The sequence below is a fragment of the Streptacidiphilus sp. MAP12-16 genome, assembly GCF_041262165.1.
Taxonomy (GTDB): domain Bacteria; phylum Actinomycetota; class Actinomycetes; order Streptomycetales; family Streptomycetaceae; genus Streptacidiphilus.
The window spans coordinates 77210-103081 of the sequence record NZ_JBGCBY010000020.1; the positions used below are offsets into that span (position 1 = coordinate 77210).

Consider the following 25872-nt stretch of genomic DNA (forward strand, 5'->3'; position numbering starts at 1 on the left):
CCATGCGGATCGCCATCATCGGCGCCGGCGTCGCCGGTCTCGCCACCGCGAAGGTGCTCACCCAGGCCGGGCACGAGGTCCAGGTGTTCGACCGGACGCCCGACGTCGGGGGCGTATGGAGCCGGACCCGACGCTATCCGGGTCTGACGACCCAGAGCCCTGGGGCCCAGTACTCACTCTCGGACTTCCCGATGCCCAAGGAGTTCCCCGAGTGGCCCAGCGGCGAGCAGGTCCAGGCCTACCTGGCCGCCTACGCCACGGCGTTCGGCCTCGACCGCACGCTCCGGCTGAACACCGAGGTGTCCGCCGCGCGCCCGCGCGCCGACGCGGGCTCCGACAACGCCGGTACCGGCTGGACGATCGGGACAACGGACAGCACGGGCAGGCGCGCCACCGAGGACTTCGACCAACTCGTCGTGGCAAACGGCGTGTTCTGCGAACCGGCCATCCCCTCGTACCCGGGTACGGACGAATTCACCGCCGCGGGCGGGCGGCTGTGCGCGGCCACCGAGTTCCACGACGCCCAGGACGCCCGGGGCAGGCACGTCCTCGTCGTGGGCTACGGAAAGTCCGCGTGCGACGTCGCCGTGGCGATCAGCGAGGTGGCCGAGAGCACCGATGTGATCGCGCGGCAACTGCTGTGGAAAGTACCGCGCAGGATCGGCGGCCTCCTCAACTTCAAGATGCTGCTGCTGACCCGCATGGGCGAAGCACTCTTCCGCTATCTGCGGCTACGCGGGTTCGAGAAGTTCCTGCACGGCCCCGGCAACGGTGTACGCCGCAGGATGGTCGACTCCATCGGATCCGTCTCGGTGCGCCAGTTCGGCCTCAGGCGACTCGACCTGGTTCCCCGCGGCAGCATGGAGGACATCGTCCGAGGCGCCATCGGGCTCGCGACCGAAGGCTTCTTCGAAGCGGTCGCCGACGGCCGCATCGGAGTGCACCGGGACCAGACGATCACCCGGCTGCTCGCGCGGAACGGCAGGCCGTTCGCCCAACTCGCGGACGGCGCGACGCTGCCGGCCGACCTGGTTGTGTGCGCGACCGGCTTCACCCAGGCCGTGCCGTTCCTCCCCGCGGAGCTGCAGGAGCGGCTGCTGGACGAGCGCGGGAACTTCATGCTCTACCGCCAGGTCATGCCCGTGGACATCCCCGGGCTGTACTTCAACGGCTACAACTCCTCGTTCTTCAGCCCGCTCAACGCCGAGATGGCGGCCCTGTGGATCGCAGCGGCGATCGCCCGAGCACTACCGCTGCCGAGCGTGGAGGACATCCGTCAGGCGGTCGTCGATCAGTTGGCGTTCATGGACTCCGCGACCAACGGGCACCACTGCAAGGGCACGAAGATCATCCCCTACTCGATGCACAACGTCGACGAGGTGCTGGGCGACCTCGGCCTCAACATCAACGTCCTGGTGCGCGCCTCGCACTGGCTCAACCCGATCAACCCGGCGGCGTACCGCCGCCTCACCCCGGCCCTGCTGCGCAAGCTCCCAACCGATACGACCGATCCCGGCGCCAACCCCACCCCGGGGATCCCCGGCTCGACGGCGCCTCACCGGCCCCACACCGCCGACGACGCGGTCAGCGCCCCCGCGCAGCCGCAGCACATGGCCCGTGACTAGCGACGGCCTTACACCTCGCGTGTCCAGTACGACGCGCTCGGGCGGGCCTGGCAATTGGGCGGCGCAGTTGCTCGCGCCGGCGGTGCCCGCCACCGGTGCGGCCCGCGCCGGTGGCGCCGGCCGGCGGCGTTGACCGCATCGACCGGCTGGAGCTGGACTTGGGCATCGACTGGAGACGCGTCGAGGCAGCCATGGACCGCGCCACCGCCCGCTTCGGCATCGGACCTCTGGTGTCGGCAACCCTCCGCTCCTCCGCAACGCGGGTCCAATCCGGGCCCGCACCGGTTCCCTGGGCGGTTACCCGGTGGTGTCCATTGGCGAGGACGAGCTCATCATGGCTTGCGGGCCACCGCGACGTACAGGGGAATCGGCTCACCGGGGGCGGCGTAACTTGGTTGGTCGGGTTCGGGCCGCCAGTCGGTTGCCACCACGACACCGGGGTCGACGAGTTCGAGACCGTCGAAGAAGGGGATGACCTCCTTGAGGGAGCGTGCCTGTGCGGGGATGCCGCTGTTGCGGTAGAACGCCACGATCTTCCCCCAGGTGTCCGCGTCGAAGTCCGGGGTGACGTGGGACAGCACGAGGTAGCTGCCCGAGGGCAGTTCTGCGACCAGTTGCCGGACGAGGTCGTAGGGTCCGAACTCGTCGGGAACAAAGTGCAGCAGCGCGTTCATGCTCAGGGCGACGGGCCGGCTGAGCTCGAGGGTGTCGCGCAGCTGGGGAGCGGCGAAGATCTTCCCGGGTTCCCTGATGTCGGCCTGGATGTAGGCGGTGCGTCCTTCGGGTGTGCTGCGCAGCAGGGCTTGGGCGTGGGCCAGGACGATGGGGTCGTTGTCGGTGTAGACGATGCGGGCGTCCGGGGCGACGGCTTGGGCGACCTGGTGGAGGTTGGGCTGGGTGGGGATGCCGGTGCCGATGTCGAGGAACTGTCGGATGCCGGCCTGGTTGGCGAGCCAGCGGGTAGCCCGGTGCATGAAGGCGCGGTTGATCTGGGCGCCGGACTTCATGGTGGGGAAGATCGCGAGGACTTGTTCGGCGAGTTCCCAGTCGACCGGGTAGTTGTCTTTGCCGCCGAGGTAGAGGTCGTAGACGCGGGCCGGGTGGGGTTGGCTGGTGTCTATCTGGTTGGCCGGGACGCCGTGTTCGGTCATTCCGCTCTCCTGGGCTGGGTTGTACGTGTGCGGGGGTGGTTCGAGGGGGTGGTTCGCGGGGTGGTGCCCCGGTGGTGCGGTCAGGTGAGCAGGAAGTCGGCTTCGCCGGCTTTGGCGCCCTGGATGAACGCGGTGATCTCGGGGTTGGTGTAGATCAGGGCGGGGCCGTCGGGGTCGGTGGATTGGCGCAGCGCGACCCGGCCGTCGTTGAGCTTCTTGGCTTCGACGCAGGCGCCGCCGTTGGAGCCGCTCCAGGGCTTGTGCCAGCCGTCTTTGCCGAGTTGGGCTGCGGGCATGCCGTTGAATACGGTGGATTTGCGGTCCATGTCAGATCTCCTTGCGAATGCCGCCGAGGAAGGCTGCGGTGGCGTCTGCGGGTACTGCTTGTGCTCCCAACCGGTCCAGTGCCTCGCGGTGGGCTGCGACGTCGACGGGGTCGTCGAGGTAGACGGCACCGGTGAGGTTCTCGCCGTAGACGATGTCCGGCAGTTCCGGCTCCTGGAATCGGAAGAGGTGGAAGGGGCCGAATGCGGCGGAGTGCAGTCCGGCGGCGAACGGCATGACCTGGAGGGTGACGTTGGGGATCTGGGTCGCCTCGATGAGGCGGTCGACCTGGGCGCGCATTACGTCCGCGGTTCCGGCGGGCCGGCGCAGTGCGGTCTCGTCCATCACCACCCACACGTGCGGGGCGTCTTGGCGGGTGAGCAGGGACTGGCGTTCCAGGCGCAGGGCGACGTGGCGTTCGAGTTCGTCGGGGACGTGGGCGAAGCCGAGGCGGAGTACGGCGCGGGCGTAGTCCTCGGTCTGCAGCAGGCCGGGGACGTGATGCGGCTCGTAGGCGCGGATCACCGTGGCGGCGCCCTCGAGGCTCACGTAGAGGCTGAACCACTCGGGCAGGACGTCGCGGAACTGGTGCCACCAGCCGGGCTGGTTGGCGTCCTTGGCGAGTTCGATGAAGGCGTGGCTCTCGTCCGCGCCGACTCCGTAGGTCTGCAGGAGGGTACGGACGTAGAGGAGCTTGAAGCCGACCTCGGCCTTCTCCATCCGCCGGACGGTGGCCGCGTTGACATCGAGCGCCTCGGCTGCCTGATTGAGGGTCAGTCCGGCGGTTTCGCGCAGGTGCTGGAGCCGTCGGCCCAGCACAATCTGGCCCACGGTCGGGCCTGACCGAGGTTCCCTCACGCCCTGCCTCCTTGACGGACTGTCATGCCAGCAGTGTGCCATGGCGCCGGTGCGGTAGACACGCTGCCGCTTCAATTCTGCAATCTGCAGATTGGCTCTTGCTTTCTGGTGGTGACATTGAGCATAGTGAAACCGTGACCCAGACCCCGAAGCTGCGGCGCGGACGGTGATCGGGCATGTCCCAGTGCCGCACCGGCCACGCCGCGAGGCCCGTAGCGCCCTCCCCGCGCCACGGCGGACCCGGGCGATGCTCCCAGCGGTTGCGTGTGGATGCGGCGCGAGCGGAATCCACCGCCAGCAAGTCCCGCGCTCTCCGTGTCCTGCCGGCGTCCCGCATCGAGAGCGCCGACTTCTCAGTACCCGGCCCGGCGGCAGTTGCGCTGCGCTCCCCAGGTCCGTCCGCGTCAGCCCGACCCCGCACAGGCCGATGGAAGGCGAACGACGGTGGCACTTATGTATGGCATGACCACGCCTGATTCCGCGCAGTGGGACGACGAGATGGCAGCGCCGTCCCACGCGGTGGAGTTCCGGCTGCCCGCACACGCCTCCTCGGTCGCCGTCGCCCGCCGCCGCCTTCGGCTGTGGCTCGGGACGCGGGAGTGCGACGACGGGGTCCTGGACATGGCGGTGCTGGTGATGTCCGAGCTGTTCACCAACGCGATTACCCACACCGACAGCACGGAGATCACCTGCGTTCTGCGCGCCGACGAGGACTCGGTGCGGGTGGAGGTGCGCGACCAGGGCTGCAAGCCGGGGCAGCCTCGCGTGCGCCAGGCCGCCGCCGACGAAGAGAGCGGTCGAGGCCTGCTCATCGTCTCGAGCGTGACCAACCGGTGGGGCGTGGCCCGCGACGAGCACGGCACCGGCCGGACCATCTGGGCGGCCCTCCCCACCGCCGCCGTCTGACCAGCCGCTACGAGCCCCGCATCGAGCTGATTGCCCATCACGCTGGCCTGGGCGGAAGCGGACACTGGCAGCTGGACGGCACACACGCCAGACGTGGAGCGTGCCATGTGCGGCCTCGATGACGGTAAGCGGTCGGTGGAGGCGCCTGCGGATCGCTGGGTACTTTCCGTCCCGCCGCCGTGAGCGGCATCCGCAGGCGGGCCGCCCCGTCGGTCAGCTGGCGGCGAGGAGTTCGAGCGTATCGATCACGCGGTTCGAGAAGCCCCACTCGTTGTCGTACCAGGCGACCACTTTGATGTGGCGGCCGTCGACGCGGGTGAGAGCCGAGTCGAAGATCGCCGAGGCGGGATTGCCCGTGATGTCTGTCGACACGAGCGGGTCATCGGAGTACTCGAGTACGCCGGCGAGCGGCCCCTGCGCTGCGGCGCGGTAGGCAGCCAGCACGTCCTCGCGCGTCACGTCGCGAGCGACGGTTGTGTTGAGTTCGACGATCGATCCCACCGGAACCGGCACGCGGATCGAGTCGCCCGACAGCTTGCCGTCGAGCTTGGGCAACACGAGGCCGATCGCCTTGGCAGCGCCCGTCGTGGTCGGCACGATGTTGACTGCAGCGGCGCGGGCGCGGCGGGCGTCGCGGTGCGGACCGTCCTGCAGGTTCTGCTCCTGTGTGTAGGCGTGCACCGTCGTCATGAAGCCGTGCTCGATGCCGGCGAGATCGTCGAGCACCTTGGCCAGCGGCGCAAGCGCGTTGGTCGTGCACGAGGCGTTCGAGACGATCGTGTGCACGGCGGGGTCGTACGCGTCGGTGTTGACCCCGAACGCGAGAGTGACATCGGCGCCGTCCGCCGGCGCGCTGACCAGTACCCGTTTCGCGCCCGCGTCGATGTGGGCGCGGGCGGCCGTGGCCGACGTGAAGCGGCCGGTCGCCTCAAGCACGATGTCGACGCCTAGCTTGGCCCACGGCAGCTGTACCGGTTCGCGCTCGGCGAGCACGGTGATGCGACGGCCGTCCACAACCAGGGCGTCCCCGTCGACAATCACCGGGCGGCCGAGCCGGCCCGCCGTCGTGTCGTAGGCGAGCAGTCGCGCGAGGGTGGCGGGCTCCGTGAGGTCGTTGACGGCGACGACCTCCAGGTCGCTGTTGCGTTCGAGCAGTGCGCGCAGCACATTGCGTCCGATGCGGCCGAATCCGTTGATGGCGATGCGAGTCATGAGTGGTGTCCCTTGTTCGGTTCGTCTTCAGGTTCTCGCGCAGCATCCGCTGGTGACAGCGGCGTGATCGCCACGGTCCGAAAGGATCGCGCCACGTGGTGGTGGGCTACCCGCCCTGGGTGAAGGTGCGCCGGTACTCGCTCGGCGTGGTGTCGAGGATGCGCTGGAAGTGCAGCCGCAGATTCGTACCGGTGCCCAGACCGACGTCGGCGGCGATCTGCTCGATGCCCCGCTGCGAACGCTCGAGCAGCTCGCGGGCCATGTCGATGCGGGCGCGCATGACCCACTGCATCGGCGTGTACCCCGTGTCTTCGACGAAGCGGCGCGAGAACGTACGCGGCGACACCGCCGCATGCCGGGCGAGCACGTCAAGGGTGAGGGGCTCGCCGAGCCGGTGCAGCGCCCACTCTCGGGTGGCGGCGAACCGCTCGCCGAGCGGCTCGGGCACGCTGCGCGGCACGTACTGGGCCTGACCGCCGCTGCGGTAGGGGGCTGCGACCAGGCGCCGGGCCGCGTGGTTCGACGCGGACACCCCGAGATCGCCGCGCAGAATGTGCAGGCACAGGTCGATGCCCGAGGCAGCGCCGGCCGACGTCAGTACGCTGCCCTCGTCGACGAACAGAACGTTCTCGTCGACCTGAACGAGCGGGCGCTTCGCCGCGAGTGCTCGTGTGTAGTGCCAGTGCGTCGTGGCGCGTCTGCCGTCGAGCAGGCCGGTGGCGGCGAGCGCGAAGGCGCCCGTCGAGATGGCGGCGAGCCGCGCGCCCCGATCATGGGCGGCGATCAGCGCGTCAACGACGGCCTGCGGCGGGTCGTCGCGGTCCGGGAACCGGTAGCCGGGGACGAAGACGATGTCAGCCCACGCAAGTGCATCGAGGCCTTGGGCAACGTGGTACGACAGGCCGTCGCCGCCCGTCACGAGACCGGGCGCCGCGCCGCACACCCGCACCTCGTACGGCATGCTCGCGCGGGTCGTGAACACCTGTGCAGGAATACCGACATCGAGCGGCTTCGCACCTTCGAGTACGAGGACGGCGACATGACGCAGGGGTGAGGCTGGCACGGGAAGAGGCTACGCGGGGGTGCAGGGGGGTGCATCCGCCCAGTTCCCCAAGCCGCACAGGTCCGCCGGGACGCTCCGGGGCGCGAGCCCTTTTCTGGGCACCCGCCTCGCCGCCGGAGCGGCCTTCGGGAGGCGATCTGCCGCCGTCCGGGATCCGAAACCGAACGAGCTGCGCCGCTGGTTGCCTGCCGGCGAGGGCGGACTCCTGCAGCTCCGCGCTGATCTGCCTCCGCGTCCCGTCCTTCATAGCCGCCGGTATCGGGGAGTGGAAGGCGGTGCCGGCTACGGCGCGGCCAGGGGCGCATACCCGGCTCCCGGCGCGGGGCGACCTGCGGGACCTATGGCCTGGAAGCCGAGCGGACCGCCCACGAGAGGACCATCGGCCCTGGCGCGTGACGGTGGACACGATCAGACTCCAAGAGTGGTTCCACGGTTCGCGCCGAAGGGAGGTCGTCGAGATGAAGGAAGCGGCGAAGCCGACCCTACGGGACCTGTTCGGCGAGATCCGCGATGTCGTCCAGGACTTGCCGATCTTCCTGACTTCACCGCTGTACAGGAGTTGGCACCTCCGCTGGGGTGCCACGCCGGCCGAGATCATCGAATCCCTCCCCGGTGACGCCATCATGCAGCACGCCCAGTTCAGGGCGACGAGAGCGATCTCGATCGATGCTCCTCCGGCCGCGGTGTGGCCATGGCTCGTGCAGGTCGGCTGCCTCCGCGCCGGCTACTACAGCAATGACCTGCTCGACAACCTCGGCCATCCCAGTGCGACCGCGATCATGCCCGGGCTCCAGCACCTGGAGATTGGCCAGTGGGTGCCGATGTCGCCCACGCCCTCCGACACCACAGCCCTCAGAGTCCACTCCTTCGAAGTCGACCACTGGCTGCTCTGGAGCAAGCACGACAGCAGTTGGGTGTGGCAGCTGACGCCCGCCGACCCCGACGGGACCAGGCTGGTCACCCGCATCCACGCCGTCTACGACTGGCGACACCCGGTCACAGCACTCTTCGGCGTCCTCCTCATGGAGTTCGGCGACTTCGCGATGCTCCGAAGAATGCTTCGCGGGATCAAGGCACGAGCGGAGTCACTCAACGACTCAGGGAGCAGCAGCTCACCGCGCACCTGATCCTGCGCCGGGTCAAGCGCCTCAACCTCGAGACCACTGGTGTGGCGGTGCGCGGTCGACCTGGGCGGCAAGGTGGCCTGGTACGGTCTACGACGCCCGCCTGCTGCGCCCGCTGGTCTTCGAACGCTTCCGCGCGCTGAGCGTGCCGTGATCGACCACGCCGACACCGGTTCGAATACTGACGACTCCCTGACCGGGGGCGGTGCCGGCTGCCAGGAGGGGGCCGGTCCGCTGCCGACGGGTGGCGGGCCGTGATGCTGGGGATGCCTCCCTGAGCGACGTGATCGACCGCAACGACCCCGACCTGACCCACCTGCTGTTCCTGCTGGAGCTGCTCCCGTTGCGGACGACAGCGACTTCTGGTCGCAGTACATGGAGATGAACGACGGGATCAACCAGAGCGGCTACCTGCTGGACAAGGTCGGCGTGCACGTCATGCAGATCGAGGACGACGGCGACAAGGTCGCCCGGCACCAGGTGGAGGCGCTGGCCTCCTACACCCTGATGTTCTTCGCCGCCCGTGGAGCGGTAGAGTCCGGTAACTTTTGCGGCGTCAACTCCTCGACGTCACCACACATCACAGCTGGGGTACGGATGTTCTTGATTTCCCGAGGACGACGGCCGGGGCGGGGAACAGTCAGCGCGGGCGTGACCGCCGCGTTGTGCGGCCTGTTACTCGCGGTCGCCGTGGCTGCTCCGCAGGGGGCCAGCGCCTACATACTCTCCCCCGTCGACGGGAGCTACCACTTCAACGCGAACGGGTGGACCGGGACGCTGACCGTATCCAACGCGGAGAACCTGAGGCCCAGCGTCGTGATGACGTACGACGAGCGGGGATATCCGGAGGATCTCACGGGGACCTGGTCGCCCTCGACGGGCACCCTGACGGTCTACCGTCCGCTGCAGGGCGGCGTGAGCCAGACCTACACGCTCTACCTTGGCAACCACATCCCGAGCAGCCCGGTGTTCGGTGGATACTTCACCGAGTCCGACGTCCCGGGAATGCGCTACGGGGCATACGCGGACGACTTCGTGGCCCCCTACGCGCTTCATCTGTCGGCCCTCGGCGGTGCGGGAAACCTCCTCGGCAGCGGTGCCGCCACGGGTGCCGCCCCCGGCAGCCCCACCACTGTGACCGCGCAGACGGGGAGCGGCGTCATCCGTCCCGAGGCCGTTCCGCTGCCGGACTCCCTCATCGGCCTCTATGCGTTCAACGGCAACGGCTGGACGGGAGACCTGCTGATCGACTGGGCCAACTGCCCGGCTCCCGCGGACGCAAATCTGTTCTACGACGAGATCGGGTCCTGGCAGGAGATCCCCGACAACTCCTGGAACCCCTCTACCGGGACGCTCACGCTGGTGAGGCCGCTGAGCGGTGGGGTCACGCAGACCTACACCCTCTACGAAGGCACCCATCAGCCGGGCAACCTGATGTTCGGCGGCTACTTCACCGAGTCGGACGTCCCCGGCATGCAGTACGCCGCCTTCGCTCAGCACACCCCCGGTGGCGTCGGCTGCTGACGGACACCGTGCGCCCGTCGCGCTGCTGCCGCGGCAGTCGGCTCTGGCGAGCCTCCTTGACGCTCGAGCGGAGTCAGGGCTCAGCGCGATTCAACGTCTGCGGGTTCGGGTGTGTCGGGCACGGCCCCCTCTTCGACGGGTTCGGTCGGGGCGCTGATGAGCGCGGCCTCGGCGTGCTTGTGCGCGCGGACGGTTTCGCGGCGCGGGTGGTCGATGGCGCGGTTGCAGTCAGCGGTGGTGCTCCAGCCGGCCGGGCTGGGGCGGGGCGCCGTCGACCGCTGACCAGCGCGGTAGCGACGGCGTCGGCGACCGCGTCTTCGGCCAGGTCGAATGTCGCCGAGCCCGCGCACGAGTACGGCGACGGATCTGCCGTACTCGGCGCGGAAGACGGCCGCGATCTCCTGCGGCGTCATCGGGGTGGGGCTCAGAAGGGTTCGACGTCCTGGAACGGGCGGACCTCGATCGGCAGCGTTGTGGCGGCTGCCGCCTTGCGGCCCCAGGAAAGCGCCGCGTCCAGGTCGGGCGCGGTGATCACCCAGATACCGCCGATACACTCCTTGCCTTCGACGTACGGACCGTCGGTGATCAAGCCGTCGGCCCGTACCACCGTGGCGGTGCCGGGCGCGTGCAGGCCGCCGGTGAACACCCACGAACCGCTCTCGCGCAGCTCCTCGTTCAGCCGCTGCAGGTCGGCGGTTATCCGGGCCTGGGTCTCGGCGTCGGGCGATGCGCCGTCCGGCTGGTAGATCGAGAGCAGGTACTGCGGCACGGGTCCCTCCCTTATCGGCGGGTGTAGCGGGCGATGATCACGCCCTTGGGGGTGGTGACGGAGTCGGTGAGCTCGAACTCGGTCAGCGGCGCGGGGCCCTCGAACAGGCGCGTGCCGCTGCCGAGGGTCAGCGGGTGGATCAGCAGCTGGTAGTGGTCGATCAGGCCGGCGGCGTGCAGGGCGTGGATCAGCGAGGCGCTACCGATGATCGACAGGTCGTTGCCGGGGGTGGCCTTGAGGTCGGCCACCGTCTCGGCGGCCTCCCCGCGCAGCAGGATCGAGTTCTGCCAGGCGTCGGCGTCCTTGAGGGTCCTGGACACGACGTACTTCGTGGCCGCGTTCATGTGCGTGGTGAACGGGTTGCCGTCGGTCGCGCCCGCCCACGCGCCGATGAAGTCCTGCCAGGTCCGCTGGCCGAAGAGCATGTCGCTGGGCTTAGACATGCTCTTGCCCATCTCCTGGCCCATGACCTGGTCGTTGTACTGCCCGCCCCAGCCTCCGTGGGTGAATCCGCCGCGGGTGTCCTCGTCCGGGCGGCCAAGGCCCTGGACAACTCCATCGAGGGTGACCGACATCGTCGCCGTGATCGACCGCATGAACTGCTCCTTCCATATGCGGACCGCTCTTCCGCGGCCCGGCTCACCCTCTACACGAACAGCCCCCGGTGAAATCGACAATTGCCATCCCTGATCGTGCGTGGGTATCCCGGCTTCAGGCCGGGGAGGGAAACGCATCCTTGGCCCGGAGGTGCGGAGCGCCGTAGGTCTCTACGCCTGCGTGGTGGCGGTCAGAACGCTGCCTGACCGGCATCGAAGCGTGGTACGCGCAGGGAGATCAGGATTCTCTCGGCTCACCACAGCGCCAGGGACTACGGTCGCGAGCATGCTCGAACACGATGCCCTCAGTGCCACCCGCGAGGCCTACGACACTGCTGCCCCCATGTATGCGCAGCAGTTCCGCGACGCGCTGCATGACAGACCCTTGGACCGCGCGATCTTGAGTGCCTTCGCCGAGGTCGTAGGTGCGAGTGGGGACGGTCGGGTCGCGGATCTGGGGTGCGGGCCCGGCTATATCACTGCCTACCTGGACGAGTTGGGACTGGCGGCCTTTGGCGTTGACACCTCTTCTGCGATGATCGAGTTGGCTCGACAGGCCTATCCGGGCCTGCGGTTCGACGTGGGTTCGATGGCCGCGTTGAATATCGCTGACGGCGTACTGGGCGGCGTACTGTCACGTTGGTCCATCATCCACACTCCGCCGCAAGAACTCCCGGTCATCTTGGCGGAGTTCCACCGCGTGCTGGCACCTGGCGGCCACCTTCTGGTCGGCTTTTCGGCCAGCGATGATCCGTCTCACCCGACGCAGGTCTTCGATCACACAGTCGCCCTGGCCTACCGGTGGTCGCCGGATCACCTCGCCGCGATGCTGCGCGAGGCCGGGTTGGCCGAGGTGGCCCGGATGGTTCGCGAGCCTCAGCCCACCGACCGACGGCAGTTCCAGGAGATTCACCTGCTCGCCCGCAAAGCCGAGGCAGGGGCTGCCTGACCGAACGCATAGCCGCACCCCCCGGCGGGGAACCGTCAGGCTCCAGGCGTCGACTCACGATCAGGACGCACCGCCCATTCGGGCGCCGATCTGTTCGAACAACGGGACTCCGAGTGTCACGCGATCCTACAGATCAACACCCCTCCACGAACTTCTGCGGAGCAGCACCAGGGACACCAGCCGGCCGCGAGGCGGCAACATCACCCGCGACCACTAGAGGCTGTCTGGCGGGGGGAGCGATCCATGTGCGAGGAGGTTCGCATACACGCCTTCCAGTGCGGTGCTGAGTGGGTCCAGCAGTTCGCGGGGAATTCCACCGAAGAACAGCCGCTTGATCAGTTCGACATGACCGGGGGCGGCTTGTTCAAGGGTGACGCGGCCTTCGGCGCTCAGGCGGACTTCGGTGGCGCGCCGGTCGGAGTCGGCGGTCGCAAGTTCGACCAGTCCTCGGCTCGCCATCCGCTTTGCGTGGTGGGACAGCCGGCTTCTCTCCCAGCCGATCTGGGCGGCGAGGGCGGTGACGGTCATGCTCGCAGATTCGCTTGCGCCGAGCGCGGTGAGCACGTCCCAGTCGGCGAGGGACATGCGGCTGTCGGCCTGTAGTTGTCGGTTCATCTCATAGACCAGCCGTAGCTGGACCTTGATGTAGGCCAGCCACGCCCGTTGTTGCTCCTCGTCGAGCCATCCTGTGAGGGGCTCGGGTGCGGGCCGCTTGCGGGGCATCACGTGGCAGGCCTTCCTCGGTCCAGCCGTCCTCGGCTCGTCTGCTCATTCTCACACCCTCGGCGTGCCACCAGGAATATTGCGACCCATCCCAGGCTTATGCTTGACATGTCACGTAATCTACAGGGGAGGACAACGATGAACCAGCTTGAAGGCAAGACGGCCCTCGTGACCGGCGGCACGTCCGGGATCGGGCTCGCGACGGCCCAGCGCTTCGCCGAGGAGGGCGCCCACGTGTTCGTCACCGGCCGCCGCCAAGCCGAGCTCGATCAGGCGGTCACTTCGATCGGTCGCGGCGCGGTCGGCGTCCGCGGCGACGTGTCCGACCTGACCGATCTCGACGCCATCTACGCGGAGATCGCTCAACGCGGCCGCGGCTTGGATGTCCTGTTCGCCAATGCCGGTGGTGGGTCGTTGGCGACGCTGGAGGAATTGGACGCCGCGCACTTCGACCAGACCTTCGCCATCAATGTCCGGGGCACGGTGTTCACCGTGCAAAAGGCTCTGCCACTGCTGAACGAGGGCGCCTCGGTCATCCTGTCCGGCTCGACTGCCGCCACCAGCGGCACTGCCGCCTTCGGCGTCTACGCCGCGACTAAGGCCGCCATCCGATCGTTCGGACGGACGTGGGCGGTGGAGCTGGCCGGCCGAAGCGTACGGGTCAACGTGATCGTGCCCGGCCCAACCGAGACCGCCGGCTTGCGCGACCTGGCCGGCGACGAAGCCCAGGCCGACGGACTCATCGCTCAACTGGGCAGCGGAGTGCCGATGGGACGAGTCGCCCGCCCCGACGAGATCGCCAACGCCGTGTTGTTTCTGGCCTCCGACCAGAGCAGCTTCGTCACCGGCAGCGAGCTCTTCGCCGACGGCGGCGAAGAACAGCAGTAGTCGCAGGCGCGGGCACCCGCGCGCGCTCCGTACCACTCCTACGCAGTTCTGACACGACCTTCAGAAGGAGGACCTCATGTCAAAGGCTGTCCTGCTCACCGATTTCGGACCCCCCGGGGTACTCAAGCTCGGCGACGTCAATATCGGCGACCCGGGCCCGACCCAAATCCGCCTGGCGATTCGCTTCGCCGGTGTCGGGCCCACGGATCTGGCAATCAGATCCGGGCACCTGCGCAATGTCTTCCCCGCGTCTGCGGGCGCCGTGCTCGGCTTCGAGGCCGCAGGGGTGGTCGATGCCGTCGGAAGCGCGGTCACCGATGTCTCCACCGGTGACGAGATCGCGGTCTTCCTGCCCGGGCTCGGTGGCTATGCCGAACTCGTGCTGGCCGACTACTGGGTGCGCAAGCCGCCATCGGTCGACTGGGACGCCGCAGCGGCATTGCCGGCTTCTGGTGAGGCCGCGGTGCGTGTGCTCAATCAGCTGCGAGTTGCACCGGGCGAGACCCTGCTGATGCTTGGCGGCACAGGTTCAGTTGGCACCATCGCCACCCAGCTCGCCGTCGCGCGCGGCGTCCGAGTCGTCGCTGCGGTCCGACCCGATGATTTCGGCGTCGCCGAGAACCTCGGTGCGATCCCAGTAGAGTACGGCGAGCACCTGGCCGACGCAGTGCGCTCGGCCGTCGGACGAGTCGACGCGGTGATGGACGCAGCGCGCGCCAGCGATCTGGAAACGGCGGCTGAACTTGCCGGCGGTCCCCAACGCGTCATCACGCTCACCAATCCGAGTGCCGAGCAGCTCGGCGCCACCCTCTCCGGACCGATCCCGGCTGAGATCCCGGCGGCGCTGACCGAAGCGATGAAACAACTGGCTGACGGCAATCTGATACTGCGCGACCGAATCGTCAGACCGCTCGCGGACGCCGCAGACGTTCACGCGCAGCTGCAGGCCGGGACCCTCCGCAGCAAAGCCCTGCTCGTGGTCCCGTGACCGCTGGCCCCCTCGTCGCTGCCATCGCCACACGGTTGGCGATCAGCCCCCACTGCGCCCGCGCCAAGGTCGACGCGGGCACAGTCTCAAAGCCGATTCACTCCGACACGTCCGTGCCCTAGACGCCGGGAACGCGACAAGCTCAGCTGAGACAACGGGCGTTGCCCCTGATGTGAGGACGCCGGAGACACTGGATCTTGGTGTTCAGGAGAACGGAGTCCCTGTGGGGATGAGGGACTACCCGGCGCAGTGCAAGGCTGACGCGGTCGCGTTGTACCACTCGCGTCCAGGTGTCTCGGTGGCCTCGGTGGCCACTGATCTGGGGGTGAGCACCGAGACGCTGCGGAGTTGGATGCGCGCGCCGCGCCCGGTTGCCGCGCGCCCGGTCCCGGCTGGACCGGCATCGGTCGAGACGCCTGTGGAGGAGGAGAACCGGGAGCTTCGCCGGCAGGTCGCCGAGCTGAAGCAGGAACGCGAGATCCTGCGCCGGTCGCGGTGACGCTTGCTCAGGAGCCTGAACAGGGCCGCGATCACCGCACGGTCCCCGTGGCTGAAGACGGGTTTGGGGCTGCTGCGCTGCAGGCTGGCCAGCTGGTGCCGTTGCACCACTGTCTCGACAGCGGTAGGCGAGACGGAACGTCACGATCCCCAAGCGTGCGGAACCGGGCTTGCGTACGCCCTCGACGTGAGTACACCGTGACCCTGAAGCTGCAGCTCAGTGCAGGTGACGGGGTTATCGGCACCCAGGCCGGATTGAAGAGCCAGGACACCTGCGAGGAGGACGTCGGGACCATCCCGCGCCCCCACCGCCACCTCGCCGACGATCTCGAGGCAGCGCTGCCATAGCACCCAGGGGTCCGTCAGCCACCGGCGGACAGCCTCGGCGGAACGCCGCTGCCCGCCCTCCTCGCCGAGCACCGCATCATCGGGTCGAGCGGAACGGATGACCCCCAGCGCGACACGGCCGCGCCAGCACGTGCTGCAGCTATCGCAACCCCAGCATCGTCAAGTCTCGCCTATGAGTTGATCACGTCGGGCAGAATACTAGCGGTATCGCGAAGCCTGACTGGCAGCCAGCGCGCCGTCTTCCGCAAGGAACCGCGGCGGCGGACACGACAGCAGGTGCAACTTCAATGCTGAAATCGGAGGAATGCGGCGAGATGGTTGAGACGTCTGCGTTACACACAGATGAGATGCACGACGAGTCCGACGAGGTCGAGCCGGCCAACCCGGAACGGCTGATCTACTTCTCGGACGCCGTGATCGCCATCGCCATCACACTGCTTGCGTTAGAGCTGCCGGTCCCGAGCGGCGATGTCCACGGCAACCGCGGCGTCCTGGACTTCATGCGCGAGCACCTGACGGAGTATGTGGCGTTCCTGATCAGCTTCACGGCAGTTGCCATGCACTGGCTGTTCCATCAGCGTCTGTTCCGCTACGCGAAGGGGCTGACGGGTGGCGCGATCCGATGGAATCTGCTGTGGTTGCTCATGATCGTCATCATGCCTTTCGCGACCAAGCTGCTGACCAGCCAGGCCGATGCGTTCCAGGTCCAGTTCATCCTGTATGCGACCATCCAGGCGCTGGCGGGTCTGTTCCTCTGGCGGTCCTTCTCCGCACTGCAGCGGTCCGGGCTGCTGCGGGCGCACACCCCGCCTTTGGTGATCACCAACACCCTGTCCTGGATCGCCGCAGTGATCCTGACGTTCGCCGCGTCGATACCCGTCGCGCTGGTTACTCACTCGGCCTCGCTGTGCTGGATGCTGCTCCCGGCGGTCCGGTTCGCCCTACGCTTCGTCCGCCCGGGGCGCCGCTGACTCGTCCGCGCGGGCACCGCAACCAGGTGCGGGAGGCCGGTCACGTCCGCTTGTGTGGTGTGAGAGATCGTCGGCCAGGTGAAGCCCTCCCGCGGTCCCGGCCCCCGTCACGAGCACCGGCCGAATACTGCGCCAGGTTCAAGACACCGAATCTGTAGGCTGCCCTGATGACTGAGGACTATCGCTACCCGCCGATCGAACCCAGCACCTCCGGCATGCTCGACGTCGGTGACGGCAACGCGATCCACTGGCAGGAGTTCGGCAACCCCGCGGGCAAACCCGCCCTCGTCGTGCACGGCGGACCGGGTTCCGGCACCGGGAACTCCTGGCGGCGCAGTTTCGATCCAGATCGCTATCGGTGGTTCGGTGTCGACCAGCGCGGCTGCGGGCTCTCCACGCCTCACGCATCGGATCCGACCACCGACATGTCGGTCAACACCACGCAGCACCTGATCGATGACATGGAGCGGATTCGTGAGCACCTCGGTGTCGAGAAGTGGCTGCTCATGGGTGGATCGTGGGCGTCGACGCTGATCCTTGCGTACGCGGAGCAGCATCCCGAGCGGGTCTCCGAGATCATCCTCATGGGGGTGACAATGACGCGGCGCTCGGAGATCAACTGGCTGGACTGGGGCGTTCGGCAGTACCTCCCGGCCGCGTTCGAGCGCTTCCACGCCGTTGCTCCGGAGGCGACCAATGGCATCGAGATGGCCGCCGCCTTCAATCGGCTTATGGAGGATCCTGATTCCGAGGTGCGGGCCAAGGCTGCGGCCGACTGGTGTGAGTGGGAGGACGCCGGCATCGCCCACGAGATCAACGGTGCGCCCGGCTCGTACAGCGCCAGGGTCGATGACGCCCGCCTGGCCTTCGTCCGCATCTGTACGCACTACTTCAGCAACGCCGGATTCCTGGAGGAGGGCGTGCTGCTACAGGAGGCAGGGAAGTTGGCCGGCATCCCCGGCGTCCTCATCCACGGACGCCTCGACCTGGGCAGTCCGCTCCAGACCGCCTGGGACCTCGCCGAGGCGTGGCCGGATGCCGAGTTGGTCGTCGTCGATTCGGGCCACACCGGCAATGATCAGATGCGCATCGAGATCCGTCGCGCCCTGGACCGCTTCGCCGCGCGCTGAGTCGGCGTCGCTTCACCCCCAGGTCAGCGGCCACCGAGGCCACCGAGACACCTGGCGCACCAACGGCTCCAGGCCGCCGTACGCCACCAGCGTCGGGTCATCGAACGCGGACCCGACCGCCATGGCTTCGCAGACGTCAACCGGTGGATCCGGGTTCAGTGGCGTCCGCGCCTGGGTGTCACCCGGGCGCAGGCTTCGCTTCGGTAGTAGGCGGAGCCCTCCGCGATCCGTGCGGTCACCAGATCGCCTGCTTCGGCTTGGGAGATGGCCCAGGCAGCGTTGACTAGTCCGATGTGGCTGAAGGCCTGGGGGAAGTTGCCGAGGAGTTCGCCGCTGACCGGGTCGACTTCCTCGGCCAGCAGACCGACGTCGTTCATGGCTGCGGCGGCCCGCTCGAAGACGGAGCGGGCGGCGGCGGTGTCGCCCGTCATGGCCAGCGCCTGGGCCAGTGCGAATGTGCACAGCACGAATGTTCCTTCCGTGCCCGGTAGCCCGTCGTCGGCGACGTAGCGAAAGACGAGGCCGTCGGGGCCGGTGAGGCGTTCTCGGATCACCTCGATGGTGGCCCGCATGCGCGGCGCGAAGGCGGGGATGAAGCCCACCAGGGGCATGGCCAGGGCGGCGGCGTCGAGGGCGGTGGAGCCGAAGGCCTGGGTGTAGGCGCCTATGGTCTCGTTCCAGGCGTGTTGCTCAATCGCGGCGCGGATGTCCTTGCGTGCTTGGGTCCAGTGGGGGATGCGGTCGGTGGCGTTCAGGGGTTCGGCCAGTTTGAGGGCCCGGTCCAGTGCGACCCAGCACATGAGTTTGGAGTAGACGAAGTGCTGGGGTTCGCCGCGTACTTCCCAGATGCCCTGGTCGGGTTCCCTCCAGCGGATGGCCGCGGTGTCGGCCAGGCCGACGAGGAATCTCTTGGTGTCGGCGTCCAGGTCGTTGAGGTAGTCGCGTAGGCGGTTGGCGGCGGACAGCAGTTCGCCGTACACGTCGATCTGGCGTTGGTTCCAGGCGGCGTTGCCCACTCGGACGGGGCGGCTGCCGCGCCACCCGGACAGGTGGCCCAGTTCGCGTTCGGTCAGGTCTCGTTCTCCTCGGATGCCGAACATGATCTGCAGGTCGCGGTGGTGTTCGGGGTCGCCGGCTGCGGCCTGCGCCATCCAGGTGAAGAATGCCTGGGCCTCGTCTGGGCAGGCCGCTATCCACAGCGCGTCCAGGGTGAAGGACGCGTCGCGGACCCAGGCGTAGCGATAGTCCCAGTTGCGTACCCCTCCGATGGATTCCGGCAGGGAGGTGGTGGGGGCTGCCACGATCGCACCGGTGGGCCGGAAGGTCAGGGCTCGCAGGACGCGACCGCTGTGGTGGACCAGGTCCTCCCACAGCCCCTCGTAGGCTTGGTGCAGTTCGGACCAGGACTGCCAGCTGCGAAGGGTTTCCCTCAGATGCCCCAGGATCTGGGGTTGGGTCCACAGCCGCGGAGTCTGTCCGGCTGGAACGTGTTGGACTGCGAAGGCCGCTTGTTCTCCCGCCTGCAGCGTCAGGCAGGCGCGGGCGAGGTCGGTGATGTCGAAGCGCACGGGGGCGGACAAGCCCAGGGTGTCTGGTCCTCCGTGGCAGCGCAGGCCGCCTTCGATGGGGGTGAGCAGGGGTCTGATCAGGCCGTACTCGGGCCGTGGGGCGAACTCGACGCGTACGTCGACTGTGCCGCGGGTGCATTCCACGACGCGTACCAGTAGGTGCGGTGCGTGCTTGCCCAGGTCGTGGCCATGCTGGTTGGGGCCGCTGGCAAGGGCGTCGGTCACGCTGATCGCACCGGTGTCGGTACGGAATTCGGTCCGAAGGACCATGGAGCGATCCAGATATCTGCGGCTCGCGGTGTACGCGCCGGCGGGGTGGATCGACCAGTGGCCCGCCTCGCTGTCCAGCAGACGGGCAAACACCGCTCGCGCATCGAAATGCGGCATGCACAGCCAGTCGATCGATCCGTCACGGCTGACCAGGGCGGCGGTCTGGCAGTCGGACAGCAGCGCATAGTCGGAGATCGGCAGGTTGCTCATGTGCGCCGTGCCCGTTCAAGGACTCGCGGCCGTTCGAGGGTCCGCGCCCGGCGATTGCGGATTCCGCGGGTCGTCGGCCGCAGATGCGCCTGCCTCGGTTGTCGAAGTGGCAGTCCCGACCGCACCCGGGCCGCAGGCCCGCAGCTCCCTGGCGCCACGGGGTGTGAGTGGAATTTCGGCGCCGCGGGAGGCCCGGCGGTCGCTGCGAGGTCCGCTCGCCGGTTCGGCCGGTTCGCCATCCCGGAAAGATCCACCCAGAGCCTTCCACGGAAGCGTCGGGAGATGATCGACACGGTTCCACACCCTTCCGCCCGGAGCCGCCCTCAGCCCTGATTCTCCACTGAACCATCCCGTGCTACCTCTCAAGCGCCGTGGCGACGGCGTGGGCCGGCGCCTCGGCTGTGGCCGAGCGCTCAGGTCTGGCGGGTCTGTGCGGACCCGGCGTCGCGCAGGTAGAGCACCACGGCGCAGGCCAGGATCCAGACGGTCAGTCGAACCAGGGCTCCCCGGCCCAGGCCGGGTGCCGCCGGGCACGGCTATCCGACGTTGTCCATGGGGTGCAGGCCGCTGACGGCCTGCTGCATGTCGCGGAACAGTGCGGTCCGGTCCAGACCGAGGACCTGGAGTATCCGCCGGTGCAGCGGTGAGGGGGCGGCCACGCATACCGGCACGCCTGCCTGTCGGCCTCGGTGCCAGGTCTCGGTGATCAACCCGCCGGCTTCGGAGCCGATGAAGGAGGTTCGGGTGAGGTCGAACACGACAGCTCGGAGCTCGGCCAGGCGGTCCCAGAGCTGGTCGCGCGCGCAGAGTGTGACCTGACCGATGTTGGCCAGGTCGACCTCGGGCGGCAGCGTGACAACCACGCAGCCCGGCAGGGTTCGAATGTGCAGTGACACTGGCCCTCGCCTCCCGCGGCAGACCAAGGGGCCCGGCAGCAAATCCGGTCCAGTGAGACCCGTAGCTCCGGTTGCCCGGCGCCCCGGTCGGTTCCTCCGCGATGTCCCCACCTGGGACGGCGAAGCAGACGCGAAGGGCAACCACTCCCCGCGCCTGGCCAGGGGCGCGGGTCGGGACGCGGACGACCCCTTGCGTGTGGGGGGTGAGGCGATACCCGCGTCAGGCCGGGGAGCGCCTCGCTTCACACACCATGGCCACCGATTATTACCCCGATGCTTCCGATTCGTTTCGGGGGGCGTACATTCCCCCCTATACGGACATTGCGCCCGCCCAGCAGAGGACCCCGGCCTCGACCAGACGGGGGCTCCGCTGGCGCTGTCGGCCTACAGCGTGAACAGCTTCGAGTCGCCCTGGTACTTGTTGGCAAGCGCGGTCACGTCCTGCGTCAGCCAGACCTCGTTGCCGTTGTTTTCAGCGCGTTAGAACGTGATGACGACCTTGCCGGGGAAGTGCTTGTGGGCGTAGTCGGCAAGGGCCAGGGGTGAGTCGGCGAACGAGTACCGTGCGCTGATCTCCACTTCCACACGAGCGCCTCGTGCTCATTCAGCCAACGCGGCTCATCCATGGTGGGCATGCTACTAGGTTGATGTGTCATCAAACCCGGCACCCTCTCGCCGACGACACCATGCGGTGGACGCGCCTGGCGGAACTGTTTCGGGCCGAGAAGGCCATCCATCGGCATTGACAGGATCCCGTCAATGCCGATTCACTTCCTTGGAGACAGGTATGGACCAATGCTCGGTTCTTGGTCTGCCTGCGGGGCGTCAGCCGATCGGCGCACCCGCTGGCCGGCGTCCCCCCATCGCGGAATCGAGGCGAGTTTCGATGTCCTTACGCGGTGCCGCCATCGTTGTCGGGGTTCCACGGCTGCTCAGCTTCCTGCTGACGGCCGTCTTCGTGGCTATCGCACTGGTCCCGGCCGCGACGCCCGCCACCGCCGCCACCACGGTGTGCGTCCTGGCCTGTGACACCCGAGATCCCTCGCTGGCCCAGCAGGAAAGCTTTCCGGTGCCGAACAAGGACCTCAACGGCCGTCGCCTCGAACTTCACGTGTCCGATGCGGACGACATGGCGTGGGCCAGCATCGACGGCGGTGTGACCGGCGATTCGGTGTGGCTGGACCGCTCCTGGAACGGCGGTGCCACCTGGGAGGGACTGCTGGGCAAGGCGAGCATCCCGGGCACCTGGACCGGCACCAGGACGTTGATGTACAACATCACCGACCCCCGCAACCACAGACGCGCACTGGTCCGGGCCTGCGGCGACGCAGCCGCCGTCGGCTGTACGAACTGGGCCTACCCCACTGTCTGCGACACGCTCTGCGACGGCACAGATCCCGCCCAGGCGGCCGGCGACGACCAGCCGGTACCCTCGTCTACCCTGTACGGCCGCACCATCCGGTTGCATGTCGACCAGAGGAACTCCACGGCCTGGGCGAGCATCGACTCAGGCGGCGCCGGTGACGAGATCTGGCTCGACCGCTCCTGGGACGGCGGCGCGACCTGGCCGGACGGCTCCTCGCTCGGCCGCACCAGCACACCGTCCGGAGCCACCGCGACCCGCACCGCGATGTATGCCACCCGCGACCCGCGCGGTCTCCTCTACGGCGGCGCGGTACGCGCCTGCGGCCGTGAGGCCAGCCACCAGGAGGGCAGTTGCACCGCGTGGGTCCGCCCCGCCCCGACCCGGGCGCGCGCGGCGGCGGACGCGCTGATGTCCTCGTACGACCCGTACAACGGCTGGTGGCCGAGCAGTTGGTGGAACTCCGCGGCCACCCTCACCTCCCTCATCGACTTCGCCAAGACCACCGGCACGCACGACTACGACTGGGTCGTCGCGCGCACCTTCGACCAGAACAAGGGCACCTTCGCCGCCGGCGTGCGCAGCTCGGACGCGATCGAGGGCGACTTCATCAGCCGGGCCAACGACGACGCCGGCTGGTGGGCCATCGCCTGGCTGGACGCGTACGACTACACAGGCAACTCCCGCTATCTGCACGAGGCGGTCACCATCGCCAATTACGTCCAGCAATACTGGGACGCCGGGACCTGCGGCGGCGGCGTGTGGTGGGACCGCGAGCGCACGTACAAGAACGCGGTGACGAACGGACAGTACCTCTGGCTGACCACGGCGCTGCATCAGCGCATCCCGGGCGACACCCTATGGCTCCAGCGGGCGCAGACGGCTGCGGCCTGGTACAGGTCCAGCGGGATGATCAACTCGTCGGGGCTGGTGAACGACGGGTTGACCTCGGCGTGTGGCAACAACGGCAGCACCGTGTGGAGTTACAACCAAGGGCTCGCCATCGGCGGCTTCACCGAGCTGTGGAAGACGACCGGTGACAACTCGCTGCTGACCACCGCGCGCACACTGGCCGACGCCGCCATCAGCAGCCCGACGCTGACCAGCGGGGGAGTGCTTACCGAGTCCTGCGACATCGGCTCGGCCTCCTGCGACGACAACCAGAAGCAGTTCAAAGGCATCTTCATGCGACACTTCGCCGACCTCGCGAAGGCCACCGGCTCCAGCACCTACCTGAGCTACGTCCAGAAGCAGTCGGACACCCTGTGGGCGCAGGACCGCAGCCCGGTCAACGTCCTCGGCGAGCGCTGGGCCGGCACCAGCCCCGACCCGAGCGACTGGCGCACCCAGGCCAGCGCCCTCGGCGCGCTCACCGCCGCAGGCTAACGGCCGGGAATGCCTACACGCGCGGGTTTCGGGAGCCGGCCGCCCAATACCGATGACGAACACCCTGCAGCGGCAGTGAGCGTAGGACGTACGGCCTGGCCCTCCAATCCCGGAAGGAGGGTGACTTCGCGTCTGGCCGGCAGCCGGAACTCGGGTTGGTGTACCTCGGCGAACCTCAACGCCGGGTGAATCACCCCGAGGCCTCCTGACATCTGTTGTTGTTCTGCTGCGGCGCGCTTCGGATCGGCGTTGCGGTGGAAGCGCACCGCCGCGGACAGCCGCAACACCGCGGCTCGCAGGGCGAGAGCGGTGCGGTCGACGTCCTCGGCGGCGTTCCACCTCCAGCGCCAAATGATCCGCGGTGCCGACTGGCGACCGGTTACCTCGGTCCTCAACTCCGGCTTGTGGGTGGTGGTCAGCGTTGGTGGACTTCGAGGAAGGTGCGTACTGCTGATTCGAGGGCGCCTTCGATCCAGGCGGCTTTGAGGCTGGTGTGTTCGCCGGCGAAGTGGATGCGTCCTTCGACGGTACGGGACGCGGCGTGTAGTTCGTGGAGTTGGCCGGGGGTGAAGATGACGGCCTCGCCGAGGGCGTAGCGTGCGCGGGCCCACGACTGGGTGGCACCGACGCCGGTGTATTCACGGCGTACGACAGGGCCGAACATGCGTTCCATGTCGTTGAGGGCGAAGGCGTAGCGTTCGCCGTCGGTCAGGGAGTCCCAGCGGATGGCGTCGTCGGACCAGGTGTAGGCGGCCAGGACGACGCCGCCCTTGGATCCTGGGGGGGATTGGGAGGGGAAGTAGGTGAAGCGGCTGGGGCTGTCGGACACGCAGCCGCCGCCGGTGAAGCCGCCTGGTCCCTGTTCCCAGAAGCGGGTCTTGAATTCGAGGAGGACCTTGGTGGCGCTGTCGTAGTGCAGTTCGGTGACCGCGCGGCGCTTGGGGTAGGACATGGGGGGTTCGACGGTGCAGAACCGCAGGGCGCTGAAGGGGATGGTGACGATGGCGTAGTCGCCCTCGTAGACGTCCGTCGGCGTGGTGGGGGAGCCGTCGCAGGAGTCCTCGGTCCCGCTCTCGGCGGTGGTCTCGACGCGGACACCGGTCTGGCTGTGGACCAGGCGGGTCATCCGGCGGCCCATCGTGATGTCGTCGCGCAGGGGTGCGGCCAGGGCGTCGGTCAGCGAGGCGGTGCCGCCCTCCAACTCCCAGTAGCGGTTGGTCGGGGAGATGATGGCGCGGTCCATCAGGGTGGGGATCAGCGAGTAGTGCAGCCGCGAGGTGAGGTTCTCCAGGGTGCCGGCGGCTTGGACCTGCGCCGGGCTCCAGCCGGCCTCCTCGACCAGGTAGCGGTGGGTGGAGTGGCCGTCGTACTGGTGAAGGACCTTCGTCCAGCCGTCCAGCTGCGCGGTGATGGTGCCGGTGGTGGGGACGGTCACCTTCCGCAGCGCCTGGTCCAGGGCCTGGGACATGGTGGTGGCGGTGGTGGCGGTGAAGCTGGCGTTGATGTCGGCGGGCGCGGTCGCGTAGGCGGCGCGGCTGGTCTGCCGGCTGTTGACCAGGATCTGGGTGCGGTTGGCGGCGGGTGGGGCTTTGAAGGTGCCGTCGTCCTTGCCGTTGGTCCAGGTCTGGCCGGTGAACGCCCGGTAGGTGACCGGTGGAGTGGTGCCGGTGGGCTGCGCGCCGGGGGTGATGTCGGCGTTGTAGAACAGGTGCCGCTGCACACCGAGTTTGTCGGCCAGGGCCAGGACCAGGGGGTGGAAGTCGGGCAGGCGCATCGCGCCGGCCTCGGCATGCAGGGCCTTGTCGGCGAAGATCCCACGGAAAGTCTTGATGCGGCCGCCGACCCGGTTGCCGTTGGCCTCGATGACCACGACCTGGTGCCCGGCCGCCTTCAGCAAGGTGGCGGCGGTCAGCCCGGCTACGCCGGCGCCGATGACCAGGACCTTCTTGGCCGTGGTCGGCGGTGCGGGCGGGAGCTTGCCGTCGATCAGTACGTTCAGGTACAGCAGTTTCAGGTCGCTGCCGTCGTCGCCTACCAGGAGCAGTTTGCGGGCCAGGTCCCGGCTGGCGGCGGGGTCGGCGCCGCCGGGGAAGTTCTCGGGTGAGGTGGCCGGCGCCGGGACGGGAGTGGTGCCCGGCCGGACCTGCGGGGCACCGGTGAAGGCGGTGCTGCTGGTCAGGGCGGCCAGGGCGGCGGCCGAGCCGAGGAAGGCGCGGCGGCCGACACCGGCGCCACTTCCTGTTCCTGTCGGGGCGTCAGGGGAAGGGATCACGCGCTGGGACATGCGCTCTCCGGGAGGGACGTGGGTGGCGGAGCGGACACGACGTCAACACCGTCGCGCGCCGAACGGCACGCTGCGCCGCCACGATTCCCCCGCCCGAGTGATCCGACCCTGGGTCGGGCACATGTTCCATCGCGCCTGGCCACCATCCCAGCGGTACTGCTCGCCGGCACACCAGGGCGGCTGCCGCTGCCGCAGGTCAACCTGCCGTACGCAACCGGCCAGGGGCGCCGCTGGGGTTCGCGGAAGGG

Annotated in this window: 24 protein-coding genes; 12 read left to right on the top strand and 12 right to left on the bottom strand. The window is 68.5% G+C overall.

Annotated elements, in window-relative coordinates; genetic code table 11:
• Positions 1–2 precede the first annotated feature (2 nt).
• Positions 3–1625, top strand: coding sequence for a flavin-containing monooxygenase (locus tag ABIA33_RS25010; protein ID WP_370084677.1), 1623 nt, complete (start codon positions 3–5; stop codon positions 1623–1625).
• Between the two features lie 332 nt (positions 1626–1957).
• Here ABIA33_RS25010 and ABIA33_RS25015 read toward each other — a convergent pair whose 3' ends face one another.
• The 3 genes from ABIA33_RS25015 to ABIA33_RS25025 form a co-directional block, all read right to left on the bottom strand.
• A complete protein-coding gene (locus tag ABIA33_RS25015) occupies positions 1958–2776 on the bottom strand; it encodes an SAM-dependent methyltransferase (protein WP_370084678.1) in 819 nt (272 codons plus the stop codon).
• 80 nt (positions 2777–2856) lie between these two features.
• Positions 2857–3102 carry a DUF397 domain-containing protein gene (locus ABIA33_RS25020; RefSeq protein WP_370084679.1) on the bottom strand — a complete coding sequence of 82 codons (246 nt, stop codon included), beginning with the start codon at positions 3100–3102 and terminating at the stop codon, positions 2857–2859.
• Position 3103: 1 nt separating this feature from the next.
• Positions 3104–3958 carry a helix-turn-helix domain-containing protein gene (locus ABIA33_RS25025; protein WP_370084680.1) on the bottom strand — a complete coding sequence of 285 codons (855 nt, stop codon included), beginning with the start codon at positions 3956–3958 and terminating at the stop codon, positions 3104–3106.
• A gap of 462 nt (positions 3959–4420) precedes the next feature.
• Here ABIA33_RS25025 and ABIA33_RS25030 point away from each other — a divergent pair, with 462 nt between their 5' ends.
• Entirely contained in the window at positions 4421–4864 is a 444-nt protein-coding gene (locus tag ABIA33_RS25030) for an ATP-binding protein (RefSeq protein ID WP_370084681.1), read from the top strand.
• 213 nt (positions 4865–5077) lie between these two features.
• Here the strand turns inward: ABIA33_RS25030 and gap are convergent, their stop codons facing one another.
• Together gap and ABIA33_RS25040 are read right to left on the bottom strand one after the other, a co-directional pair.
• Positions 5078–6076 (bottom strand): type I glyceraldehyde-3-phosphate dehydrogenase, encoded by a 999-nt coding sequence (gene gap / locus ABIA33_RS25035; protein ID WP_370084682.1) that lies wholly within the window; start codon positions 6074–6076, stop codon positions 5078–5080.
• 106 nt (positions 6077–6182) lie between these two features.
• Positions 6183–7139: a GlxA family transcriptional regulator gene (locus ABIA33_RS25040; protein ID WP_370084683.1), complete on the bottom strand. Its 957-nt coding sequence runs from the start codon at positions 7137–7139 to the stop codon at positions 6183–6185.
• A gap of 458 nt (positions 7140–7597) precedes the next feature.
• Here ABIA33_RS25040 and ABIA33_RS25045 point away from each other — a divergent pair, with 458 nt between their 5' ends.
• Positions 7598–8266: a hypothetical protein gene (locus tag ABIA33_RS25045; protein ID WP_370084684.1), complete on the top strand. Its 669-nt coding sequence runs from the start codon at positions 7598–7600 to the stop codon at positions 8264–8266.
• A gap of 372 nt (positions 8267–8638) precedes the next feature.
• Complete coding sequence (locus tag ABIA33_RS25050; RefSeq protein WP_370084685.1) at positions 8639–9787, top strand: hypothetical protein; 1149 nt, start codon at positions 8639–8641, stop codon at positions 9785–9787.
• Positions 9788–9867: 80 nt separating this feature from the next.
• On the opposite strand, the gene ABIA33_RS25055 is transcribed toward ABIA33_RS25050, so the two are convergent.
• From ABIA33_RS25055 to ABIA33_RS25065, 3 genes are read right to left on the bottom strand one after another with little or no spacing between them, the layout of a single operon-like run.
• Positions 9868–10200 (bottom strand): hypothetical protein, encoded by a 333-nt coding sequence (locus ABIA33_RS25055; protein ID WP_370084686.1) that lies wholly within the window; start codon positions 10198–10200, stop codon positions 9868–9870.
• Positions 10201–10211: 11 nt separating this feature from the next.
• Entirely contained in the window at positions 10212–10556 is a 345-nt protein-coding gene (locus ABIA33_RS25060) for a YciI family protein (protein WP_370084687.1), read from the bottom strand.
• Positions 10557–10567: 11 nt separating this feature from the next.
• The gene (locus ABIA33_RS25065) at positions 10568–11152 is read right to left on the bottom strand and encodes a dihydrofolate reductase family protein (protein WP_370084688.1); all 585 of its coding nucleotides are present in this window, start codon (positions 11150–11152) and stop codon (positions 10568–10570) included.
• A 286-nt stretch (positions 11153–11438) separates the two neighbouring features.
• Between ABIA33_RS25065 and ABIA33_RS25070 the strand changes: the two genes are divergently transcribed.
• The gene (locus ABIA33_RS25070; protein ID WP_370084690.1) at positions 11439–12101 is read left to right on the top strand and encodes a class I SAM-dependent methyltransferase; all 663 of its coding nucleotides are present in this window, start codon (positions 11439–11441) and stop codon (positions 12099–12101) included.
• Between the two features lie 213 nt (positions 12102–12314).
• Here the strand turns inward: ABIA33_RS25070 and ABIA33_RS25075 are convergent, their stop codons facing one another.
• On the bottom strand, positions 12315–12824 hold the full coding sequence (locus tag ABIA33_RS25075; RefSeq protein ID WP_370084773.1) for a MarR family winged helix-turn-helix transcriptional regulator: 510 nt from the start codon (positions 12822–12824) through the stop codon (positions 12315–12317).
• Positions 12825–12962: 138 nt separating this feature from the next.
• On the opposite strand from ABIA33_RS25075, the gene ABIA33_RS25080 reads away from it, so the two are divergent.
• The 6 genes from ABIA33_RS25080 (at position 12963) to pip (ending at position 17647) form a co-directional block, all read left to right on the top strand.
• Complete coding sequence (locus ABIA33_RS25080; protein ID WP_370084774.1) at positions 12963–13712, top strand: SDR family oxidoreductase; 750 nt, start codon at positions 12963–12965, stop codon at positions 13710–13712.
• A 76-nt stretch (positions 13713–13788) separates the two neighbouring features.
• On the top strand, positions 13789–14700 hold the full coding sequence (locus tag ABIA33_RS25085) for an NADP-dependent oxidoreductase (RefSeq protein WP_370084691.1): 912 nt from the start codon (positions 13789–13791) through the stop codon (positions 14698–14700).
• Between the two features lie 229 nt (positions 14701–14929).
• Positions 14930–15199 carry a transposase gene (locus ABIA33_RS25090; protein ID WP_370084692.1) on the top strand — a complete coding sequence of 90 codons (270 nt, stop codon included), beginning with the start codon at positions 14930–14932 and terminating at the stop codon, positions 15197–15199.
• 197 nt (positions 15200–15396) lie between these two features.
• Positions 15397–15546 (top strand): hypothetical protein, encoded by a 150-nt coding sequence (locus ABIA33_RS25095; RefSeq protein ID WP_370084694.1) that lies wholly within the window; start codon positions 15397–15399, stop codon positions 15544–15546.
• Positions 15547–15893: 347 nt separating this feature from the next.
• Positions 15894–16517: a TMEM175 family protein gene (locus ABIA33_RS25100; protein WP_370084696.1), complete on the top strand. Its 624-nt coding sequence runs from the start codon at positions 15894–15896 to the stop codon at positions 16515–16517.
• Between the two features lie 167 nt (positions 16518–16684).
• Complete coding sequence (gene pip / locus ABIA33_RS25105; protein WP_370084698.1) at positions 16685–17647, top strand: prolyl aminopeptidase; 963 nt, start codon at positions 16685–16687, stop codon at positions 17645–17647.
• Between the two features lie 155 nt (positions 17648–17802).
• Here the strand turns inward: pip and ABIA33_RS25110 are convergent, their stop codons facing one another.
• Positions 17803–19695, bottom strand: coding sequence for a glycoside hydrolase family 15 protein (locus ABIA33_RS25110; protein WP_370084699.1), 1893 nt, complete (start codon positions 19693–19695; stop codon positions 17803–17805).
• A gap of 536 nt (positions 19696–20231) precedes the next feature.
• Complete coding sequence (locus tag ABIA33_RS25115; RefSeq protein ID WP_370084700.1) at positions 20232–20591, bottom strand: STAS domain-containing protein; 360 nt, start codon at positions 20589–20591, stop codon at positions 20232–20234.
• A gap of 886 nt (positions 20592–21477) precedes the next feature.
• Between ABIA33_RS25115 and ABIA33_RS25120 the strand changes: the two genes are divergently transcribed.
• On the top strand, positions 21478–23340 hold the full coding sequence (locus ABIA33_RS25120; protein ID WP_370084701.1) for a glycoside hydrolase family 76 protein: 1863 nt from the start codon (positions 21478–21480) through the stop codon (positions 23338–23340).
• A 415-nt stretch (positions 23341–23755) separates the two neighbouring features.
• Here ABIA33_RS25120 and ABIA33_RS25125 read toward each other — a convergent pair whose 3' ends face one another.
• On the bottom strand, positions 23756–25624 hold the full coding sequence (locus ABIA33_RS25125) for a flavin monoamine oxidase family protein (RefSeq protein WP_370084702.1): 1869 nt from the start codon (positions 25622–25624) through the stop codon (positions 23756–23758).
• Positions 25625–25872 lie beyond the last annotated feature (248 nt).

Coding starts and splice junctions, on each gene's coding strand:
- ABIA33_RS25010 (WP_370084677.1), top strand. CDS start 3: ATGCGGATCGCCATCATCGGCGCCGGCGTCGCCGGTCTCGCCACCGCG.
- ABIA33_RS25015 (WP_370084678.1), bottom strand. CDS start 2,776: ATGACCGAACACGGCGTCCCGGCCAACCAGATAGACACCAGCCAACCC.
- ABIA33_RS25020 (WP_370084679.1), bottom strand. CDS start 3,102: ATGGACCGCAAATCCACCGTATTCAACGGCATGCCCGCAGCCCAACTC.
- ABIA33_RS25030 (WP_370084681.1), top strand. CDS start 4,421: ATGACCACGCCTGATTCCGCGCAGTGGGACGACGAGATGGCAGCGCCG.
- gap (WP_370084682.1), bottom strand. CDS start 6,076: ATGACTCGCATCGCCATCAACGGATTCGGCCGCATCGGACGCAATGTG.
- ABIA33_RS25045 (WP_370084684.1), top strand. CDS start 7,598: ATGAAGGAAGCGGCGAAGCCGACCCTACGGGACCTGTTCGGCGAGATC.
- ABIA33_RS25050 (WP_370084685.1), top strand. CDS start 8,639: ATGGAGATGAACGACGGGATCAACCAGAGCGGCTACCTGCTGGACAAG.
- ABIA33_RS25055 (WP_370084686.1), bottom strand. CDS start 10,200: ATGACGCCGCAGGAGATCGCGGCCGTCTTCCGCGCCGAGTACGGCAGA.
- ABIA33_RS25065 (WP_370084688.1), bottom strand. CDS start 11,152: ATGCGGTCGATCACGGCGACGATGTCGGTCACCCTCGATGGAGTTGTC.
- ABIA33_RS25070 (WP_370084690.1), top strand. CDS start 11,439: ATGCTCGAACACGATGCCCTCAGTGCCACCCGCGAGGCCTACGACACT.
- ABIA33_RS25075 (WP_370084773.1), bottom strand. CDS start 12,824: ATGCCCCGCAAGCGGCCCGCACCCGAGCCCCTCACAGGATGGCTCGAC.
- ABIA33_RS25080 (WP_370084774.1), top strand. CDS start 12,963: ATGAACCAGCTTGAAGGCAAGACGGCCCTCGTGACCGGCGGCACGTCC.
- ABIA33_RS25085 (WP_370084691.1), top strand. CDS start 13,789: ATGTCAAAGGCTGTCCTGCTCACCGATTTCGGACCCCCCGGGGTACTC.
- ABIA33_RS25090 (WP_370084692.1), top strand. CDS start 14,930: ATGAGGGACTACCCGGCGCAGTGCAAGGCTGACGCGGTCGCGTTGTAC.
- ABIA33_RS25100 (WP_370084696.1), top strand. CDS start 15,894: ATGCACGACGAGTCCGACGAGGTCGAGCCGGCCAACCCGGAACGGCTG.
- pip (WP_370084698.1), top strand. CDS start 16,685: ATGACTGAGGACTATCGCTACCCGCCGATCGAACCCAGCACCTCCGGC.
- ABIA33_RS25110 (WP_370084699.1), bottom strand. CDS start 19,695: ATGAGCAACCTGCCGATCTCCGACTATGCGCTGCTGTCCGACTGCCAG.
- ABIA33_RS25120 (WP_370084701.1), top strand. CDS start 21,478: ATGTCCTTACGCGGTGCCGCCATCGTTGTCGGGGTTCCACGGCTGCTC.
- ABIA33_RS25125 (WP_370084702.1), bottom strand. CDS start 25,624: ATGTCCCAGCGCGTGATCCCTTCCCCTGACGCCCCGACAGGAACAGGA.